The sequence below is a fragment of the Enterobacter sp. R-1.6.2 genome, from assembly GCF_035064085.1.
In the GTDB taxonomy this organism is placed as follows: Bacteria; Pseudomonadota; Gammaproteobacteria; order Enterobacterales; family Enterobacteriaceae; genus Enterobacter; species Enterobacter asburiae_B.
In genome coordinates, this window is the sequence record NZ_JASEYI010000011.1 from 15,984 (window position 1) to 35,492 (window position 19,509).

20 protein-coding genes are annotated in these 19,509 nt (G+C 59.1%); 8 read left to right on the forward strand and 12 right to left on the reverse strand.

All coding sequences use genetic code 11. The features are described 5' to 3' along the window. Positions 1-78 precede the first annotated feature (78 nt). Together QMN93_RS13225 and gapA are read right to left on the reverse strand one after the other, a co-directional pair. Positions 79-963 (reverse strand): D-hexose-6-phosphate mutarotase, encoded by an 885-nt coding sequence (locus QMN93_RS13225; RefSeq protein WP_193139056.1) that lies wholly within the window; start codon positions 961-963, stop codon positions 79-81. 74 nt (positions 964-1,037) lie between these two features. Next, a complete protein-coding gene (gene gapA / locus QMN93_RS13230; protein WP_023311257.1) occupies positions 1,038-2,033 on the reverse strand; it encodes a glyceraldehyde-3-phosphate dehydrogenase in 996 nt (331 codons plus the stop codon). A 339-nt stretch (positions 2,034-2,372) separates the two neighbouring features. Here gapA and msrB point away from each other — a divergent pair, with 339 nt between their 5' ends. Continuing rightward, entirely contained in the window at positions 2,373-2,786 is a 414-nt protein-coding gene (msrB, locus tag QMN93_RS13235; RefSeq protein WP_008500710.1) for a peptide-methionine (R)-S-oxide reductase MsrB, read from the forward strand. Positions 2,787-2,827: 41 nt separating this feature from the next. Continuing rightward, entirely contained in the window at positions 2,828-3,106 is a 279-nt protein-coding gene (locus tag QMN93_RS13240) for a YeaC family protein (RefSeq protein ID WP_023311258.1), read from the forward strand. Positions 3,107-3,151: 45 nt separating this feature from the next. Here QMN93_RS13240 and pncA read toward each other — a convergent pair whose 3' ends face one another. The 3 genes from pncA to sppA form a co-directional block, all read right to left on the reverse strand. Beyond that, on the reverse strand, positions 3,152-3,793 hold the full coding sequence (gene pncA, locus QMN93_RS13245) for a bifunctional nicotinamidase/pyrazinamidase (RefSeq protein ID WP_323619703.1): 642 nt from the start codon (positions 3,791-3,793) through the stop codon (positions 3,152-3,154). A gap of 9 nt (positions 3,794-3,802) precedes the next feature. Continuing rightward, positions 3,803-4,819: an asparaginase gene (ansA, locus tag QMN93_RS13250; RefSeq protein WP_193139060.1), complete on the reverse strand. Its 1,017-nt coding sequence runs from the start codon at positions 4,817-4,819 to the stop codon at positions 3,803-3,805. A gap of 63 nt (positions 4,820-4,882) precedes the next feature. Continuing rightward, complete coding sequence (sppA, locus tag QMN93_RS13255; protein ID WP_264884891.1) at positions 4,883-6,739, reverse strand: signal peptide peptidase SppA; 1,857 nt, start codon at positions 6,737-6,739, stop codon at positions 4,883-4,885. A gap of 167 nt (positions 6,740-6,906) precedes the next feature. Here sppA and QMN93_RS13260 point away from each other — a divergent pair, with 167 nt between their 5' ends. From QMN93_RS13260 to QMN93_RS13270, 3 genes are all read left to right on the forward strand, one after another. Further along, a complete protein-coding gene (locus QMN93_RS13260) occupies positions 6,907-7,458 on the forward strand; it encodes an NAD(P)H nitroreductase (RefSeq protein ID WP_064672307.1) in 552 nt (183 codons plus the stop codon). Between the two features lie 115 nt (positions 7,459-7,573). Beyond that, entirely contained in the window at positions 7,574-8,617 is a 1,044-nt protein-coding gene (gene selD / locus QMN93_RS13265; protein WP_039262032.1) for a selenide, water dikinase SelD, read from the forward strand. A 4-nt stretch (positions 8,618-8,621) separates the two neighbouring features. Further along, positions 8,622-10,535 carry a DNA topoisomerase III gene (locus tag QMN93_RS13270; protein ID WP_323619704.1) on the forward strand — a complete coding sequence of 638 codons (1,914 nt, stop codon included), beginning with the start codon at positions 8,622-8,624 and terminating at the stop codon, positions 10,533-10,535. Positions 10,536-10,663: 128 nt separating this feature from the next. Here the strand turns inward: QMN93_RS13270 and gdhA are convergent, their stop codons facing one another. Beyond that, complete coding sequence (gene gdhA / locus QMN93_RS13275; RefSeq protein ID WP_048979437.1) at positions 10,664-12,007, reverse strand: NADP-specific glutamate dehydrogenase; 1,344 nt, start codon at positions 12,005-12,007, stop codon at positions 10,664-10,666. 228 nt (positions 12,008-12,235) lie between these two features. Here gdhA and QMN93_RS13280 point away from each other — a divergent pair, with 228 nt between their 5' ends. Further along, positions 12,236-12,514 (forward strand): DUF1496 domain-containing protein, encoded by a 279-nt coding sequence (locus QMN93_RS13280; RefSeq protein WP_029742006.1) that lies wholly within the window; start codon positions 12,236-12,238, stop codon positions 12,512-12,514. On the opposite strand, the gene QMN93_RS13285 is transcribed toward QMN93_RS13280, so the two are convergent. Further along, positions 12,474-12,890 (reverse strand): pyrimidine (deoxy)nucleoside triphosphate diphosphatase, encoded by a 417-nt coding sequence (locus tag QMN93_RS13285; RefSeq protein WP_032657918.1) that lies wholly within the window; start codon positions 12,888-12,890, stop codon positions 12,474-12,476. The genes QMN93_RS13280 and QMN93_RS13285 overlap by 41 nt on opposite strands. Positions 12,891-12,965: 75 nt before the next feature. Here QMN93_RS13285 and QMN93_RS13290 point away from each other — a divergent pair, with 75 nt between their 5' ends. Further along, positions 12,966-13,535, forward strand: a complete 570-nt coding sequence (locus QMN93_RS13290) for a carboxymuconolactone decarboxylase family protein (protein WP_182383372.1) — start codon at positions 12,966-12,968, stop codon at positions 13,533-13,535. Next, the gene (locus QMN93_RS13295; RefSeq protein WP_182383373.1) at positions 13,528-14,145 is read left to right on the forward strand and encodes a CDP-alcohol phosphatidyltransferase family protein; all 618 of its coding nucleotides are present in this window, start codon (positions 13,528-13,530) and stop codon (positions 14,143-14,145) included. Before QMN93_RS13290 ends, QMN93_RS13295 begins: the two co-directional genes overlap by 8 nt. On the opposite strand, the gene QMN93_RS13300 is transcribed toward QMN93_RS13295, so the two are convergent. From QMN93_RS13300 to QMN93_RS13320, 5 genes are all read right to left on the reverse strand, one after another. Then, on the reverse strand, positions 14,142-15,449 hold the full coding sequence (locus QMN93_RS13300; protein WP_182383374.1) for a sulfurtransferase: 1,308 nt from the start codon (positions 15,447-15,449) through the stop codon (positions 14,142-14,144). The two genes, QMN93_RS13295 and QMN93_RS13300, sit on opposite strands and share 4 nt — an antisense overlap. Before the next feature lie 73 nt (positions 15,450-15,522). Further along, the gene (locus QMN93_RS13305; RefSeq protein ID WP_182383375.1) at positions 15,523-16,143 is read right to left on the reverse strand and encodes an ATP-binding cassette domain-containing protein; all 621 of its coding nucleotides are present in this window, start codon (positions 16,141-16,143) and stop codon (positions 15,523-15,525) included. Next, complete coding sequence (locus tag QMN93_RS13310; RefSeq protein WP_182383376.1) at positions 16,143-17,672, reverse strand: thiamine ABC transporter permease; 1,530 nt, start codon at positions 17,670-17,672, stop codon at positions 16,143-16,145. Before QMN93_RS13310 ends, QMN93_RS13305 begins: the two co-directional genes overlap by 1 nt. After that, on the reverse strand, positions 17,645-18,814 hold the full coding sequence (locus QMN93_RS13315; protein ID WP_182383377.1) for an ABC transporter substrate-binding protein: 1,170 nt from the start codon (positions 18,812-18,814) through the stop codon (positions 17,645-17,647). Before QMN93_RS13315 ends, QMN93_RS13310 begins: the two co-directional genes overlap by 28 nt. 6 nt (positions 18,815-18,820) lie before the next feature. Next, complete coding sequence (locus tag QMN93_RS13320; RefSeq protein WP_182383378.1) at positions 18,821-19,504, reverse strand: TVP38/TMEM64 family protein; 684 nt, start codon at positions 19,502-19,504, stop codon at positions 18,821-18,823. Between the last annotated feature and the right edge of the window lie 5 nt (positions 19,505-19,509).

Here is a 19,509-nt window from a genome sequence, read left to right on the forward strand (position 1 = left end):
TTGTGCATTAATTTAGTGCAATTTATGCATCAAAACGGGGCGCTTGCGCCCCGTTTGCTTTAGCGTGGTGCAGTGAATTTATCGCTTAACAATGCGAATCGTCTGCCCTAAACGAGACGGTTTTTCCTCACTCGCTTTTTGCGGGTTGCTCACGCAAGCGGTTTCCACGCAGACAAACGTTTTGTAGCCATCATCCGTCATGTCGGCCATGCTGACGGAAAGCGCAGGGCCCGGGTTCCAGCCCACCACGTCGCTGTGATGATGATGGACCACTTCAATGCCGCGGTTCAGGGCGCCGTCGTGGATCACGCTGCACGCTTCCGGGTGCAGGTAAACGCAGTCGGTACGGTCAGGGAATGCCTGAACGCCGTCGCTCAGTTTGCCTTCTTTCGCGTTATCCACTTTATCAATATAGGTATCGCCGAGGCCGCTCACCTTCACGGCGCTGATATCACCCACGTTGAAATAGGTGTGCAGGGCAGAGGTGGTTTCGAACTCGCCGTGAGCTTCCAGTTCGATTTCACAGGTTTTACCCAGCTTGAAGCGGGCATACAGGGTGAAATCGTGCGGCCAGAGGGCGCGGGTTTCATCATTAGCCTGCAGCTCAAAGGTCAGCACTGCGCCGTTGTCATCTTCGTTATGCGCTTTCAGCGTCCACTGCTGGTTGCGGGCAAAACCGTGAGACGGCAAACCCGGCTGTGCGGACGGGCCGAACCACGGCCAGCAGATCGGTACGCCACCGCGGATTGCGGCCCCTTTTTTGAAGGAGGTCGCATCGCTCAGCCATAAGCCTTCTGCTTCGCCTTCCGGTTTCCAGGAGAGCAGGTGGGCGCCGTTGAGCGCTACGGAGGCTTTAACGCGTGGGTGGTCAACGACGATGATATCAGCACCGTCAATCTGACGGCGGGAGAGCACAGGGGTAAGTTGTTCGACTACCGGAAGTGCAAAAATTTTATTAGTCATTAAGCAATCCTCTGTCTAAAAACAATAAAAAAGGCGACCGAAGTCGCCTTTTTGGATCAAACACTCATCTCAACTTATTTGGAGATGTGAGCGATCAGGTCCAGTACTTTGTTAGAGTAGCCGGTTTCGTTGTCGTACCAGGAAACCAGTTTCACGAAGTTGTCGTTCAGTGCGATACCTGCTTTAGCATCGAATACTGAAGTGCAGATTTCGCCGTTGAAATCGGTAGATACAACGTCGTCTTCGGTGTAGCCCAGAACGCCTTTCATTGCGCCTTCGGAAGCAGCTTTGATTGCTTTCTTAATTTCTTCATAAGAAGCAGCTTTTTCCAGACGAACGGTCAGGTCAACAACGGATACGTTAGGAGTTGGAACGCGGAACGCCATACCAGTCAGTTTGCCATTCAGTTCTGGCAGTACTTTACCTACAGCTTTAGCAGCACCGGTAGAGGATGGGATGATGTTCTGAGCCGCGCCACGACCGCCGCGCCAGTCTTTGTGAGACGGGCCATCAACGGTTTTCTGAGTAGCGGTAGTCGCGTGAACGGTAGTCATCAGACCTTCGATGATGCCGAAGTTGTCGTTGATAACTTTAGCCAGCGGTGCCAGGCAGTTGGTGGTGCAGGATGCGTTAGACACGATATCCTGGCCAGCGTAAGTTTCGAAGTTTGCACCACGAACGAACATTGGGGTGTTGTCTTTGGAAGGACCAGTCAGAACAACTTTCTTCGCACCCGCGGTGATGTGTTTACGCGCAGTTTCGTCGGTCAGGAAGATACCGGTTGCTTCAGCAACAACGTCAACACCGATTTCGTTCCATTTCAGGTTAGCTGGGTCTTTTTCAGCAGTAACGCGGATGGTTTTGCCATTAACAACCAGGTGGCCGTCTTTCACTTCAACGGTGCCGTCGAAACGACCGTGAGTTGAGTCGTACTTCAGCATGTACGCCATGTATTCAGCGTCCAGGAGATCGTTGATACCAACGATTTCGATGTCAGAACGTTTCTGAGCAGCACGGAAAACAATACGGCCGATACGGCCAAAACCGTTGATACCTACTTTGATAGTCATATATTCCACCAGCTATTTGTTAGTGAATAAAAGGTTGCCTGTAAAATTACAAAAACCTTACGCAGCGTCAAGCGGAATCGTGTCAATCATTGCGACAAATCAATCCTGTGACTAACGTTTGTGCGACTGACTCGCCTCACTTTCCCTTTGAGCTTGCACCCATATGGGGGCTGAGCCGGGATTTTAAAGTCCTCTCAGGATAAAAATGTGAACGTGATCACAATTGCCTGACCGCTTATTCGCGACACATAAGTTTAGATCAAAAGTGCACGCAAGGGTGTTAATGTTTTGTTAGAATCCGGGTTAAAGATGTCTGTTTCTACAGCGAGATGTAAGCATATGTCGAACCAACGTAACCCTGACGATTTGAAAAAAAACCTCACAGAAATGCAGTTTTACGTGACGCAGAATCACGGAACGGAACCGCCGTTCACCGGGCGTTTACTGCACAACAAGCGAGACGGCGTCTACCACTGCCTGGTCTGCGATGCGCCTCTGTTCAATTCACAAACGAAATTTGATTCTGGCTGCGGCTGGCCGAGTTTCTACGAGCCGGTGAGCGATGAGGCCATCCGCTACCTGACCGACTCGTCGCACGGCATGGTGCGTACGGAAATTCGCTGCGGCAACTGCGATGCGCACCTTGGGCACGTCTTCCCGGATGGCCCCCAGCCTACGGGCGAGCGTTTCTGCGTAAATTCAGCCTCAATGAGCTTCACCGATGATGAAAACGGTGACCAGATTAAGGGTTGAAAAAACGATTCAGCAAATTATTCCTTTGAAAGGGCGCGAGAGTGAATATTGATGACATGATTAGCGGCATGACGCCGGAGATTTATCAGCGTCTGGTGACCGCCGTAGAACTGGGAAAATGGCCCGACGGCGTTGCGCTGACGCCGGAGCAAAAAGAGAATAGTTTGCAGCTGGTGATGCTGTGGCAGGCGCGCAATAACACCGACGCGCAGCACATGACGATCGACACCAAAGGCCAGATGGTCATGAAGAGCAAGCGCGAGCTGAAAGAAGACTTTGGCATCACGCCGAAGCCGATTGCGACGATGAAAATGCAATAACGGTGCAGGTTGATACCCTCTCCCACAGGGAGAGGGCGTAAAAGACTACGCCTGTGTTTCCAGCCAGTCTTCGAGCGTATACAGCGTTGCGCCTTCCGCAGCCATATCCATAAACGCCTGAGCGCTGTCCTGCGGGTGAATGTTTACCCCGCGGCAGCCGTCGGTGATGACGCTGACGGTATACCCCAACTGGAGCGCGTCCAGCACGGTAAACTTCACGCAGTAATCCGTCGCCAGGCCCAGCACGATCAGCTCCGTGATTTCATGGTGGCGTAACCACGCGTCCAGCGCCGTTTTCTGGCGATGCCCGTTATCAAAAAACGCGCTATAGCTGTCGATAGCCGGGTTTTCACCTTTATGGAACACCGCGTTGATGGCTTTCTGGTTCAGGAGCGGATGCAGCTCCGCGCCTTCCGTCTGCTGTACGCAGTGATCCGGCCAGAAGGTTTGCGTCAGCCCGTCGAGTTCCCCCTGAGTGAAAGGCTCGACGTCGTGCTGGCTGGCAAAGCTGCCGTGATTCGCCGGGTGCCAGTCCTGGCTTGCGACAACCGCTTCGCCGCGGGCTTTGCACCAGTCAATCAGCGTGTTTGCTACGTCAACGGTGCTGTCACCTTCGGCGACGGCCAGCGCACCGCCCGCGTAGAAATCATTTTGCAAATCGACCAGTAGCAGGGCGCGTTGCTTCATGAGCACTCCTTATTCGTCCGGGGTCAGCTCGCCGCGCAGGTTTTGCATCATCGCGCTGCGAATGGACTGAATGTCCAGATCCTGACTCAGTAAATAGTGAAGTTTAGTCAGCGTTGCCTCAACGGTCATATCGAAGCCGCTGATAACTCCCGCATGCGCCAGCGCGTTGCCGGTGGCATAGCCGCCCATGTTGACCTTTCCGGACATACACTGGGTCAGGTTCACGACCACAATTCCGCGCTCGCTGGCTTCCTGTAGCTCTTTCAGGAATTCGCCGTTCTGCGGCGCGTTGCCGACGCCATAGGAGCGCAGAATCAGCGCTTTCACCGGCTGGCGCAGGAAGTTACGCACCACGTCGGCAGAGATACCCGGGTAGATAGTGACCACGCCAATCGGCTGCGGAGTGATCGGATGCACGATCAGCTCGCCGGCGGTGTTCGGCGCAGGCGGCGTGCCCAGACGACGGATATGAATCCCGGCCTCCAGCAGCGGCTGCAGGTTAGGGGAGGCGAAGGCGTCAAAACCGTCAGCATGGGCTTTGGTGGTACGGTTGCCGCGATACAGACGGTTATTGAAGAACAGCGACACTTCGTTGATCGGGTAATTCGCCGCCACGTACAGGGAGTTCAGCAGGTTGATCTGCCCGTCCGAGCGCAGCTCCGCCAGCGGGATTTGCGACCCGGTGACGATAACCGGCTTGCTCAGGTTCTCCAGCATGAAGGAGAGCGCCGAGGCGGTAAACGCCATGGTGTCGGTGCCGTGCAGGATCACGAAGCCGTCGTACTGGTCGTAATGGGCTTTAATGTCATCCGCGATATGCTGCCAGTCTTCCGGCGTCATGTCGGAGGAGTCCATCAGCGGCTCGTATTCGTGGATGGTGAAGTCAGGCATCTCCGGACGGTGGAATTCTGGCATCAGCGCAAGCTGACGCTGAAGGTGGCCGGAGACAGGGATATAGCCGTTTTCAGAGAGCTGCATACCGATGGTACCGCCAGTGTAGGCTACATAAATCGATTTCTTCTGCATGGTAGTGAGTTCTTGTTCTTCAAAAGAAAAAAATCCCCTCTTCGCGTGAAGAGGGGACGGTTTTTAACGGACGTTAGCGCAGGTCAGGCAAAACGCGTAACGACTCTGTGGATCGTTAAAGGCCGCGAGCTTATCGCTTTCCGCCTTCATCGCTTTCGCCGCCGTGGCGACCGGCGCAGGCAGGTAAGCCTCCATCGCCTCCGGCAGCATGGCGCGTACCGAGCCGGACATGCTGTCCATGACCATATCGAAGAACGACGGCTCGTCCTGGTAATACTCGATATGCCACTGCTTGAGCTTCGCCAGCTCGGCGGCTTTCTTCACCGCGTCATCGAAGTCGCCCAGGCTGTCCACCAGACCGTTGCTCTTCGCATCCTGGCCGGTCCAGACGTGGCCTTGCGCAATCTGGTCGATCTGCTCTGGCGTCTTTTTACGCGAGTCCGCCACCAGGGTGATAAAGCGCTTATAGCCGTTCTCAATGCTGAGCTGCATCATCTCAGAGACTTCCGGCGGCAGGGATTTGGTCACCGACACATCCGCCAGCGGAGAGGTGGCCACGCCATCGGTATGCACGCCCAGAGAATCCAGGCTATTCTCCACGGTGTTGATCACCCCGAAGATGCCAATCGAACCGGTCAGCGTGCTTGGGTTGGCCACGATGTAGTTGGCTGGGGTTGAGATCCAGTAACCCCCGGAGGCGGCCATTCCGCCCATGGATACGACGACCGGCTTGCCGGCGGCACGCGCCGCGGCCAGTTCAGAGCGGATCACCTCGGAGGCGCTGACGCTGCCGCCAGGGCTGTTCACCCGCAGGACGATCGCTTTCACTTTTGGATCCAGGCGAGCATCGCGGATTTGTGACGCGGTAGTATCGCCGCCCACGTTCCCCGGCGTCTCCTGGCCGTCCATGATGGCGCCGTTGGCAAACACCACCGCGACGCTGTCACCGCTGTCATCCGGCTTTTTCGCCGAGTAATCATACATGCTGATGGCGCTGTAATTTTTGTCCTCTTTGCTCCAGCCAAACTGCTTGCTCAGGGATTTTTCAATCTCGGCGCTGGTGCCCAGGGCATCTACCAGTTTGTTATCCAGCGCATATTTCGCGGTATCACCGTCAACCTTACGCAGGCCATCCAGCACGCCCTGCGCGCCGGGGAACGCCTGCTCAGGCGTAATCTGGCGGTTGGCGGCAACGGTGCCGAGATAGTTCTGCCACAGCTCGCCAATCCAGCGGCTGTCCGCTTCGCGGGCGGCAGGAGACATGTCGTCGCGGATAAACGGCTCGACGGCGGATTTATACGTGCCGACGCGGAAGACGTGGGTGGTAACCTTCAGCTTGTCGAGCAAGGATTTGTAGTACAGGCCGTTGGTGGCAAAACCGTGCAGATCCACCGTCCCCTGCGGGGAGAGCCAGATTTTATTGGCGAAGCTCGCCAGATAATATTGCCCCTGGCTGTAGCTGTCGCCCACGGCAATCACCGGCTTGCCGCTGTCGCGGAATTCGCGCAGCGCTTTACCGATGTACTGCATTGAAGGCTGATCGCCTCCGGCGAAATCTTTCAGATCCAGCACGATCCCGGTGATGTTCCGGTCGTCTTTGGCCTGGCGGATGGTATCGACGATATCGAACAGGGAGTTTTCCTGCAGACGGTCTGATGTCGCGCCAAACAGCTGGCGGCTGATTGCCCCCAGACGGTTGCTGGCGGACGGTTTATCAACGATAACGCCGGTGATATCGAGTAACAGGGCCCCGCGAGTCGAATGCTGCGCCTGATTCGCGTTGCTGATATGCATCCAGATGCCCGCGCAAACCAGAACCAGCAGGATGAAGAAGATGTTCATCACCAGGTTGCGGACGAAGTTGAGCAGTCGCCACGTCCATTTAAAGAAACCGGCAATGATTCGCCAAAGGGTTCGCATGTATTCTCCCTAACCAGAAAATGACTGTTTCCGTCGCCACTGGACGGTAATGTGGGGTTATCGTAATGACCCAACCGCCACTTGTCAGCAGGAATCGCCTGCCAGGCTGTAACAAAATCTGCCGTCGTGTTAATTTTGTGAGTAAATTTCAAGAAAGGAGTTAACCAATGGACGCACTCGAACTGCTTGTTAACCGCCGTAGCGCTTCCCGTCTGGCCGAACCTGCCCCGGCAGGCGAGCAGCTGGAGAACATTCTGCGTGCCGGCATGCGTGCCCCCGATCACGGCACGCTGCAGCCGTGGCACTTCTTTGTGATTGAAGGTGAAGGCCGCGATCGTTTCAGTCAGCTGCTGGAGCAGGGCGCGGTTGCCGCCGGTCAGGATGAGAAAGGTATCGACAAGGCGCGCAATGCCCCGTTCCGCGCCCCGATGATTATCGCCGTCGTGGCGAAATGCCAGGCTAACCATAAGGTGCCGGTCTGGGAGCAGGAAATGTCCGCAGGCTGCGCGGTGATGGCGATGCAAATGGCCGCCGTCGCGCAGGGCTTTAACGGTATCTGGCGTACCGGTGCGCTGACCGAAAGCCCGGCGGTCCGTGACGGTTTTGGCTGCGGTGAGCATGACAAAATTGTCGGCTTCCTCTATCTCGGCACCCCGCAGCTTAAAGCCTCCAGCACCATCAGCATTCCGGACACCACGCCTTTCGTCAGCCATTTCTGATAACGCACCTAAACTGTCTGGATTCTGAGCATCTGCCGCAGAATTCAGACAGTCATACTTACCTCTTTATGGAATGAGCGCTACCATAGCGCGATTGAGATGACAGGAGACGTCCATGAGCGAGCAAACCATTCGTTTAACGCAGTACAGCCACGGAGCCGGTTGCGGTTGTAAAATTTCCCCGAAAGTGCTGGAGACCATCCTGCACAGTGAACAGGCGAAGTTTGTCGACCCGAACCTGCTTGTCGGCAATGAAACGCGTGACGATGCTGCAGTTTATGACTTAGGTAACGGCACCAGCATTATCAGTACTACCGACTTCTTTATGCCGATTGTCGACAACCCGTTCGACTTCGGGCGCATTGCGGCCACCAACGCCATCAGCGATATCTTCGCGATGGGCGGTAAGCCGATCATGGCGATTGCCATTCTGGGCTGGCCGATCAACACCATCCCGCCGGAAGTGGCCCGTGAAGTGATTGATGGCGGACGCTTTGCCTGCCAGCAGGCGGGGATTGCCCTGGCCGGCGGTCACTCTATTGATGCGCCGGAGCCTATCTTTGGCCTGGCCGTTACCGGCGTAGTGCCGACCGAACGCGTGAAGCGCAACAGCACCGCGCAGGCGGGCTGCAAACTGTTCCTCACCAAGCCGCTGGGCATTGGCGTGCTGACCACCGCTGAGAAAAAATCCCTGCTGAAACCGGAGCACAAAGGCCTGGCAACGGAAGTTATGTGCCAGATGAACCTTGCCGGTGCGGCGTTTGCCAATATCGACGGCGTGAAGGCGATGACCGACGTCACCGGTTTTGGTCTGCTGGGACACCTCTCTGAAGTGTGTCAGGGCGCGGGCGTTCAGGCGCAGGTCTGGTATCAGGACGTGCCGAAGCTGCCGGGCGTGGAGGAGTATATTGCTCAGGGCGCGGTCCCGGGCGGTACCCAGCGCAACTTCGCCAGCTACGGTCACCTGATGGGCGAAATGCCTGAGGAGTGGCGCAGCCTGCTGTGCGATCCGCAAACTTCCGGCGGCCTGCTGCTGGCGGTCACGCCGGAATCCGAAGCTGAGGTTCAGGCCACTGCCGCCGAGTTCGGCATCACCCTGACGGCGATCGGCGAGCTGGTGACCGCGCGCGGCGGTCGTCCGATGATTGAGATCCGTTAATTCGATGCGGTTGTTTATTGCCGAAAAGCCGAGCCTGGCCCGTGCCATCGCCGACGTGCTGCCTAAGCCGCATCGCAAGGGCGACGGCTTTATCGAATGCGGTAACGGGCAGGTGGTCACCTGGTGTATTGGTCACCTGCTTGAGCAGGCGCAGCCGGACGTTTACGACAGCCGCTACGCCCGCTGGAACCTGAACGATCTGCCCATCGTGCCGGAAAAATGGCGTCTGCAGCCCCGGCCTTCGGTCACCAAACAGCTCAACGTGATCAAGCGTTTCCTGCATGAAGCGGCTGAAATTGTGCACGCGGGTGACCCGGACAGGGAAGGGCAGCTGCTGGTGGATGAGGTGCTGGACTATCTTGAGCTGGCGCCGGAAAAGCGCCAGCAGGTGCAGCGCTGCCTGATAAACGACCTCAACCCGCAGGCCGTCGAGCGGGCGATTTCGCGCCTGCGCGCCAACAGCGAGTTTATTCCGCTGTGCGTCTCGGCTTTAGCCCGCGCCCGCGCCGACTGGCTGTACGGCATCAACATGACCCGCGCCTACACCATTCTTGGGCGCAACGCGGGCTATCAGGGCGTGCTTTCCGTGGGGCGCGTGCAGACGCCGGTGCTGGGGCTGGTCGTGCGTCGTGACGAAGAGATTGAGAACTTCGTCGCCAAAGATTTCTTCGAGGTGAAAGCGCATATCGTCACGCCTAAAGACGAACGCTTTACCGCCGTCTGGCAGCCGAGCGATGCCTGTGAATCGTATCAGGATGAAGAGGGGCGACTGCTCCATCGTCCGCTGGCGGATCACGTGGTTAACCGCATTACCGGCCAGCCGGCTATCGTCACCAGCTATAACGATAAACGGGAATCAGAACCCGCGCCGCTGCCGTTCTCGCTTTCTGCACTTCAGATTGAGGCGGCCAAAAAGTTTGGCCTCAGCGCGCAGAACGTGCTGGACATCTGCCAGAAGCTCTATGAAACCCACAAGCTCATCACCTATCCGCGTTCGGATAGTCGCTATCTGCCGGAAGAGCACTTTGCCGGTCGCCACTCGGTGATGAACGCCATCAGCGTCCACGCGCCGGATCTGCTCCCGCAGCCGGCGGTAAACCCTGACACCCATAACCGCTGCTGGGACGACAAAAAAGTCGATGCTCACCACGCGATTATCCCGACGGCGCGCGCCAGCAACGTCAACCTGACCGAGAACGAAGCGAAGGTCTATAACCTGATCGCCCGTCAGTACCTGATGCAGTTCTGCCCGGACGCGGTATTCCGTAAGTGCGTGATTGAGCTTGAGATTGCCAAAGGCAAGTTTATCGCCAAAGCGCGTTTCCTCGCGGAAGCAGGCTGGCGCACGCTGCTCGGTAACAAAGAGCGCGATGAAGAGAACGACGGCACGCCGCTGCCGGTGGTCGCTAAAGATGACGAACTGCTGTGCGAGAAGGGCGAAGTGGTTGAACGTCAGACCCAGCCCCCGCGCCATTTCACCGATGCGACGCTGCTGTCGGCGATGACCGGGATCGCCCGGTTTGTGCAGGATAAAGATCTGAAGAAGATCCTGCGCGCCACCGACGGTCTGGGGACGGAAGCGACGCGAGCGGGGATCATCGAGCTGCTCTTTAAGCGCGGCTTCCTGGAGAAAAAGGGACGCTACATCCACTCAACGGAACCGGGCCGGGCGCTGATTCATTCTCTGCCGGAGCTGGCCGCGAGGCCGGACATGACCGCGCACTGGGAATCGGTGCTGACGCAGATCAGCGAGAAGCAGTGCCGCTATCAGGGCTTTATGCAGCCGCTGGTCGGGACGCTTTACCAGCTGATCGATCAGGCGCGCAGCACGCCGGTGAAAACGTTCAGAGGGATGGTTGCGCCCGGTGGCGGCGCGAAGAAACCATTCAAGAAGAAAAAGAGCGCGGCAGCCTCTTAAACCGTAGGTCGGGTAAGGCGCAGCCGCTACCCGGCGAAAAGCAGCTCTGCGGCCTGATACGCCCGGTTTTCTCCCTCTCCCTGTGGGAGAGGGCCGGGGTGAGGGCATCCGGCCGCACGCGATAAACCTTAAATCACGCCCTGACCAATCATCGCATCCGCCACCTTCACGAATCCGGCGATATTCGCCCCGCGCACGTAGTTGGTTTGCGACGCCTCGCCGCCGTACTCCACGCAGGCATGGTGAATATCCAGCATGATGTGGTGCAGGCGCGCATCCACTTTTTCCGCCTTCCAGCCGAGACGCGCGGCGTTTTGCGCCATCTCGAGGCCGGAGGTCGCCACGCCGCCCGCGTTAGCGGCCTTGCCCGGCGCAAACAGCACGCCCGCCTCCAGGAACAGATCCGTCGCGTCGATGGTGGTCGGCATATTCGCCCCTTCGGCCACCGCTTTTACGCCGTTGCTAATCAGGGTACGCGCGGCGTCCGCATCCAGCTCGTTCTGCGTTGCGCACGGCAGGGCGATATCCACCGGAACGCCCCACGGCTGTTTCCCTTCCAGGTAGGTCAGGCCAAGCTCCCGGGCATAATCCGCCACGCGACCGTCGCGGCTGGCTTTGATTTCACACAGGCGCGCCAGCTTCTCTGCCGTGAAGCCCGCTTCATCCACTACCGTGCCGCTGGAGTCAGAGGCGGTCACCACGCGAGCGCCAAACTGCATCGCTTTCTCAATCGCGTACTGCGCCACGTTACCGGAGCCGGACACCGCGACGCGCATACCTTCAAAGCCTAAACCGTGACGCTTGAGCATCGCCTCGGTGAAGTAAACCAGGCCGTATCCCGTCGCTTCCGGGCGGATCAGGCTCCCGCCAAACGACAGCCCCTTGCCGGTAAAGACGCAGGCGCTGTTGTTGGAGAGCTTTTTCATCATCCCGGCCATAAAGCCCACTTCACGTCCGCCCACGCCGATATCACCGGCAGGAACGTCGGTATCCGGGCCGAGGTGACGGTAGAGTTCGGTCATCAGCGCCTGGCAGAAGCGCATGACTTCGCCTTCGCTTTTGCCTTTCGGGTCGAAATCGCTGCCGCCTTTGCCGCCGCCCATAGGGAGCGTGGTGAGGGCGTTTTTAAAGGTCTGCTCGAAGCCGAGGAATTTCAGAATCGACAGGTTCACGGACGGATGAAAACGCATGCCGCCCTTAAACGGACCAATCGCCGAGTTAAACTGAACGCGCCACGCGCGGTTAACCTGTACCTGGTTGCGATCGTCAACCCACGTCACGCGGAACTGGATCACGCGCTCTGGCTCGACAAGGCGTTCAAGCAGAGACATCTGGCGATAACGCGGGTTTTGTTCAAGGAAGGGCCACAGGGTGGTCATAACTTCACGCACCGCCTGCGCGAACTCGCTTTGGTGCGGGTCGCGCTGCTGAACATGGGCAAGGAAACTTTCCAGAGAGCGTGTCTGATCCATAGATATAAGAACCTCTTATCGTATTTTATGTTTATTACTTATGCGATTTGTGTTGTTTTTTTGACTATACCACCCGTACCGCTTTGTGAGGCAAGCAGAAATTTATGAGGAAAGGGAAATTAATGAGAGGGCGGGCGTCATAACGAAAAGCGATGAAGAGATAAATTAAAGGTTCGGCTCTGGTTTACCGTTATAGTCATTATCAAGGAACTACTGGAAGATGTGTCTATGAAACGTTATCTACTCACCGCGTTATGTCTGATCTTTACCGCAGGCGTGCAGGCCAACCCCATTCTCCCGGATGTGGAAGTGAATGTGCCGCCGGAAGTGTTTAGCTCCAGCGGCCAGAATCAAACGGTGCAGCCCTGCAATCAGTGCTGTATCTATCAGAACCAGAACTACTCGGAGGGGGCCGTTGTGAAAGCGGACGGCATTCTGTTGCAGTGCCAGCGCGACGAGCGCGCCATCAGCACGAACCCGCTGGTCTGGCGTCGCGTAAAACAATAAACGCTTCCAGCAGCGGAATATCCGCGGGGGCTAAGGCGTAGCCAAACGCCTCTTCCGGCGTACACCACGCGAGCGCGCTGTGGTAGTGCGCCGTGAGCTCGCCGCGGAAAGCAGGAACGTGCCAGGCATGCAGGTTAATCAACCGCTGCGAGACTTCCCGCTGGTGGCTTGCCACGTATTGTCCCGGCAGGGCGTCAATGCCCAACTCTTCACGCAGCTCGCGGATAAGCGCTTCTGGCTGGGTTTCTCCGGCCTCGACTTTACCGCCTGCAAATTCCCACATTCCCGGCTGGTCGGCGTGGGCAGGGCGCTGCGCCAGTAAAATGTTGCCGTCTTTTTCGATGATGGCGGCAACGACATCGAGTGTTTTCAGCATGGTCGTCAATAATTGATAGCGAAAAAAGACATATTATCGTGCCCTTTCTCAGAGTCCAGTAAACAGGAGAATCAGGTGAAAGAGTCCACCGCCTGGGTTGCCCCCCTCGAATCCCTTCCCGCCAGCCTTAAACCGATTGCCGCCATGCAGAAAAAGCACTTTGGCGCGGTGCTGAATCCCACCCGCTGGTGGGGGCGAATGCCGCGTCTGTTCTGGCTGGTGGCGCTGTTTGTCGGCTTTCTGGAGCGTCGTCGCGCGCGGCTGACGCCCGCGCTGCGTTCGCTGCTCATGACGCGGGTATCCCAGCTCTGTCACTGCGCTTTCTGTATTGATGCCAACAGCCTGCGTCTGGCCGAGCGCTGCGGCGCGCTGGATAAGGTTCAGGCCGTGAGCGACTGGCAGGATTCCGCCTTGTTCACCGAGCAGGAGCGCGCGGCGCTGGCCTACGCCGAGGCGGTAACCGCCACGCCGCCCCGGGCGGATGAGACAGTCAGAACGGCGCTGAAACGCCACTTCACGGACGATGCCATCACCGAGATGACGGCGCTTATTGCGTTTCAGAATCTCTCCGCCCGTTTTAATGCCGCGCTGGATATTCCGGCGCAGGGGCTGTGCGCCACGTTTAACGAGGCTCCCCATGCTTGACCGTCATCTTCATCCGCGGGTAAAGCCCGTTCTGAATCGTCTGGTTTCCGTGCTGGATAAGCCGGGCATCACGCCCGACGGATTGACCCTGACCGGGTTTGTCTTCGGCGTGCTGGCGCTGCCGTTTCTGGCTCTCGGCTGGTATCCGGCTGCGCTGGCCGCCATCGTGCTTAACCGCCTGCTGGATGGTCTGGACGGCGCGCTTGCGCGCCGGAGAGGGCTGACCGACGCGGGCGGATTTCTCGACATCGCGCTCGATTTTCTGTTCTACGCCCTGGTACCGTTTGGCTTTGCGCTCGCGGCTCCGGCAGAGAATGCGCTCGCGGCCGCCTGGCTACTGTTTGCGTTTATCGGTACCGGCAGCAGCTTTCTGGCGTTTGCGGCGCTGGCCGCAAAGCACGACATCGACAACCCCGGCTATGCGCACAAGTCGTTTTATTACATCGGTGGGTTAACGGAAGGGACGGAGACCATCGCGCTGTTCGTACTGTGCTGCCTCTTCCCGGCGCACTTTACGCTGTTCGCGTGGGTATTCGGCGCGCTGTGCTGGATGACCACCACAACGCGCGTCTGGAGCGGTTATGTAACTCTGAAGTCACTCATCCGTTAGAGAGTACTCTCGGGCCCGCGCTCTCCGGTGGTGACCGGGTTCTGCGGGTGGCTGCTCCATTCGTACCAGCCGCCGTCATAGACGGCGACATTCTTCCAGCCCATCGCCCGGGCGTACATAAAGGTTTCTGACGCCCGCCACCCGGTGCCGCAGTAAAACGCGACGTGCTGCTCCGGCAGAATATTCCAGCGCTTCCACTGGGCGGCGATATCGTCCGCGCTGCGCATGGTGCCATCCGGGTTATGGAAATCTTCCATATGGGTCGCGTCGCTGCCCGCATGACCCCAGCGGGCACCGGCTATTTCACCTTTTGGCTTGATGTAGCTGTAGCCGCTGGTTTCGCCGATGAACTCCGGCCACGAACGAATGCTGACCAGGGAGGCATCCTGACGGTGCAGCATCCCCCGCGCCTGTTCCATATCAACCATCAGCTGCGGCTGGCCGGGGATCGGCGCGCCAAAATCGGGGGCTGGCGTCACTTTCGCGGGCGTGCCGCGCTCAACCGGCAGGCCTGCATCCGACCACGCCTTCCAGCCGCCGTCGAGAATACGCACATCCTTCACGCCCGCATACAGCATGATCTGCGCCACGCGCGCGGCGGCGTAAACGTCACGGCCATACAAAATGACGGTGGTGTCGTGACGGATCCCGTGCTTTGCCAGCATCGCTTTCAGCGCGTCGTCGGAGACTTTATTCCACAGCGGCTCGCTCTCCACCTCGTTGGTGTCGATGTAGCCCGCGCCGGGAATGTGGTTCAGCAGGTAAAACTTCGGTGCGCCCCAGGCGGCTTCAATCACTTTCCAGTCACCAGCAGGCGCGGCGGTCACGGGTTTACCCTGCTGGAGGCGGTGGATCCACTGCGGGTAAACCAGCTGTTCAAAGTGAGGCAGGCGCTGAAGGCGGTCGGGCGTCTGCAGCGCGTCGCTGAGCAGCGAGACGTGGCGGTATCCGGCTTTCTCCAGGCGGGATTTCACCGCCAGGTTATCGTTCTCTTCGCCGTAGAGGGCGATGGCCGTCGCGGGCGTAAGCTGATGCTGCTTTGCCCAAAGCGCAATCTGCCCGTCGCTCATTGCGCCCAGCCAGGCGGCAGCCAGGTTGAGTGCGGCGGGTTCATGCCCGGAAGGGCCGCTGAGGGTTTGCGGCCAGCCGTTATAGAACGCGCTGGGGCGGGTGTCGACAGGCGTGCCGTGCTGCGCCTGAAGCTGGGAGAGCGTCATCGCGTTGGGCATATCAGCCGCCAGAGAGGAAAAGGACGCGAGGCCGCAGAGCAGGGCCAGCGCGGTCAGTTGAGAAACACGTTTCATCGAATAACCTGACGTCAGTAAAAGAGGGGGGCATTGTCGTCTCTCCCGAAACGGAAAACATTGCGTTAGCACATTATTGCCAGCGAGAAATCTCAATCAGCTCGCCGCCAGGCGGAATATCATCCTCATCGTGCGTGACCAGCACCACCGGGATATTGCGCGCGCGGACGGCGTCAAAAACCCATTCCCGAAACGCTATGCGCAGCGTTTTATCGAGACGGCTGAACGGTTCGTCCAGCAGCAGCGCCTGCGGCTCTGCGAGCAGGGCGCGCAGCAGGCTGACCCGGGCACGCTCCCCGCCGGAAAGGGTGGCCGGATCGCTGGCGTAATGACCGCTCAGCCCGGCGGAATCCAGCGCCTGCTCGACCGCTTCCCGACGCGCTCTCCCTACGATGCGCTCAGGCAAGGCCAGCAGCAAATTTTGCCCGACGCTGAACGGTTCAAACAGCAGCGCGTCCTGAAAAAGTATGCCCAGCCCGCGGGATTCAACGGGGAGGCTATCGCAGCGACGCGCGTCGAGCCACAGTTCGCCCCGGGCCTGGAAATCGTCTGACAGCGCGCCGACCATCCACGCAAAAAGGGTCGATTTACCGCTGCCGGACGGCCCCATCAGGGTAACGATCTCCCCGCGGGGAACGCAAAAACTGACCTCGCGGAAAAGCGGTTCGATGGTGAGATCTTTTACCTTCAGCATTAACGTAATCCTTGACGGTAGCGGCCCACGAGCCGGGATAACAGGGCGGCAAGACCGAACACCGTGCCCGTGACCAGCAGTAATCCCAGCGCCCGGTTCGCGAGAACAGGGATGCTGCCCCCGCTGCTGAGCGCGACGGTTTCAGTGGTCAGCGTGGCGAAACGCCCCGCGCCAAGCCAGAGCGTCGGCATGTATTGCGCCATGCTGACGGAAAAACCAATGGCAAAGGCCAGCAGCGCCGGGCGCACCAGCAGGGGGCATTTCAGCAGTAAGAATATTTTCGCCCGTCGCCAGCCGAGCGTTCTGGCGGTAAGGATAAGCCGGGGATCGATCCGCCGCCAGGCGGGCTGCAGAACCAGCAGCATCCAGGGTAACACCCACAGCAGATGGCTCCAGAGTACGGCGGCATAGCGCCCGTCGAGCCCCAGACGCAATGCAATAAAGTATTGCCCGGTGACGAGCGGCAGCGCCGGTAGGGCAAGCGGTGACCACACCCACGCTGCGCCGCGCTGCGGTCCCCATTCCAGCCAGAGAAAAATGACGATGAGGGCGATCAGGCTCGACAGCAGGCCGAAGGAAAGGCTGGTCTCCACGGGGCCCACGTCGCCCCCTTGCGCCAGCATCAGCAGTACCGCAGCGCACAGGACGCCGCACGCGGGTAGTAACCCGCTGAGCGCCCGCTCAGGCAGGGCGCGCTGAGACCTTCTGCGCGTTCCCGCGAGTTGCGGAATTGTGCGACGCCATGCCTTCCAGAGGCCGTATCCGAGGGCGGCCAGCGCGGCCAGCAGCACAAGGAGAAGCAGGCACAGCAGCATTCCTTTTGCCTGCTGCTGCGCGTCGCCCTGGCTTAGCCACTGCCAGGCCAGCACGGCCAGGGTGGGCGGGTTGCCGGGCCCGAGAACGATCGCCACGTCCACGACCGAGAGCGACCATGCCAGCACCGCCAGCATCACCGCGCCGAGGACAGGCGCGATCGCCGGGAGGATCAGCCAGCTGAGCGTCTGATAACGCCCGTAGCCAAAGGTTTGCAGGACGATCTTCTGCTGCGCGAGCCGTTTTTCCGGCAGCACGGCGTAAATGGCCCACAGTACGAACGCGCTCTCTTTGACCGCGAGCGTCAGGCCCAGCCCGACGCCGTAGCGGTCAAACGGAGCCGTACAGATGGTACAGAGCTGATAAAACAGACCGCCCTCGGCAAACAGCAGCAACGCGCTGGTGGCGAAAGCCACATGGGGGATCGCCAGTAGCCACGGCAGGCGGGTCGTGAGGCGTCGCCAGCGTTGACCGGGACACAAAAGGCAGACGAAGAAAAGAGCAATCAGCAACGCCCCCAGCGTGGCGATGAGCGTTGAGACCAGCGTGGCGACGGTCGCCTGCGGCAGCTGCGGATCGTTCAGCAGCCGCTGCCAGTTTGTCGCAGAAAGCGCCGGTGCGAACAGCATCACGCCAGCGGGCAGGATCGGCAGATAAATCACCGCCATCGCCAGCCAGACAAGCCCGCTCAGCGGGTGCCGTAACGACGCAGCCATTCCTGCTCCAGCGCGTTCACCCAGGCGGACTGCGGCTCTGCAAGCACCTGCGGCAGCCCCTGAGGCGTATGGGCCAGCAGCTGTTTCGCGTCACCTTCGGGCAGCGTTTTCGCATCCAGTACGCTCGGGTCTCCCCAGATGGCCGGGTCGGCCTTGCGGATTTGCGCCTGCGGCGACAGCAGGAAATTAGCGACCACTTTTGCACCCGCGCTCGCGCCGGCATTGGCCGGGATAGCCACAAAATGCACGTTGCCGAGCATCCCGCTCTGGAAACCAAAGCTGTAGCTGTCGGCGGGCAGTTCGCCGCTCGCCACTTTCTGCTGCGCATGAGCCGGGTTAAAGGTCAGCGACAGGTTCAGACTGCCGCTGGCAAGCAGGGTATCCATTCGGGCAGGTGAGGGAGGGAAATCTTTTCCTTCGCGCCACAGCAGCGGGTGCAGCTTATCGAGGTAGGCCCAGAGCGGTGCCGTAACCTCAGCAAACGTTGCATCGGGCGCTTTTTGTAACGCCTCAGGGCGATCGGTGAGCGTCAGCAGCAGCTGCTCCAGTAAGGCCGTGCCGGTAAAATCGGGCGGGCGAGGATAGCTGACCTTGCCCGGATGCTGCTGCGCGTAGGCCAGCAGCGCCTGGGGATCCACCGGCGGCGTCGGCATGCTGGCTTTGCGGGCGATAAAGGTCAGCTGCGCGCCGCCCCACGGGGATTCCGCCCCGTCGGTTGGAATCGCAAAATCTTCCGTAACGGGTTTGCGGGTATCGACATAGCGCCAGTCTGGCAACGTCTGCGCCCATCCGGTTTGCAGCAGGTTCGCCTCTTTTAACGTGCGGAAGTTTTCGCCGTTGACCCACAGCAGGTCAACCGAGCCGTTGGCCTTACGCCCTGCGGCGGCTTCGGTCTGAATACGTTTTACCGCATCGGCGGCATCCGCCAGCGGGACGATTTTTAGGGTAATGGCGTAGTGCGTTTGCATCTCACCGCTGACCCACTCAAGGTAGCGGTTGACCGCCGGATCGCCGCCCCAGGCGTTAAACCAGACGGTCTGGCCTTTGGCCTGCTGTTGAATAGCGTGCCAGCTTTCGGCGGCACAGAGGGGGGCTGCCAGCAGCAGACCGATCAGGAACGCGCAAAAACGCACACGGCGCATAATGCCTCACTTTTTAACAGACGGGAGATAACGGGAAAACAGCCGGCGAGTCGCCAGCGGCAATAACCCCAGTAGTGTAAAGGCGATTAGCATGCCCGGCGACAAAATATCGCGCAGCGACGCCACTTTCCCCAGCTCGCGCCCGGCGTTCAGAAACACAACCGTCGCGGGCAGCATGGCTGCCTGGCTGACCCACCAGTAGCGGCAGACTCCAATGCGGGTCAGCCCCATCAGCAAATTCACCAGGAAAAACGGGAACAGCGGCATCAGGCGCAGGGCAAAAAGATAGCCCGCGCCGTCATGCGCCATACCGGCGTTCACCGTTTTCATCTGCTGAGCAAACCGCCGCTGGACCCCGTCGCGCAGCAGATAACGGCTGGCGAGCATCGCAAGCGTCGCCCCGAGCGTGGAGGCAAACGAGACCAGAACGGTGCCTTCCCACAGGGGAAATAACGCTCCGCCCAGCAGGGTGAGGATCGCCGCGCCGGGGATCGACAGGGCGGAAACCGCCACATAGAGCGCAAAAAAGATCAGCGCGCTTCGCAGCGGCGCGTGGTTAACATGGGAGAGGAGTGCCTGCTGGTGGGTTTTAATCCCTTCCAGGGAGAGCGTGCCTGGGGGAAGCATGACAAACGACAGAATAAATGCGCCCAGAAGGGCGCACAGGAAAGCAATTTTTCGAATGTTCACGCGTC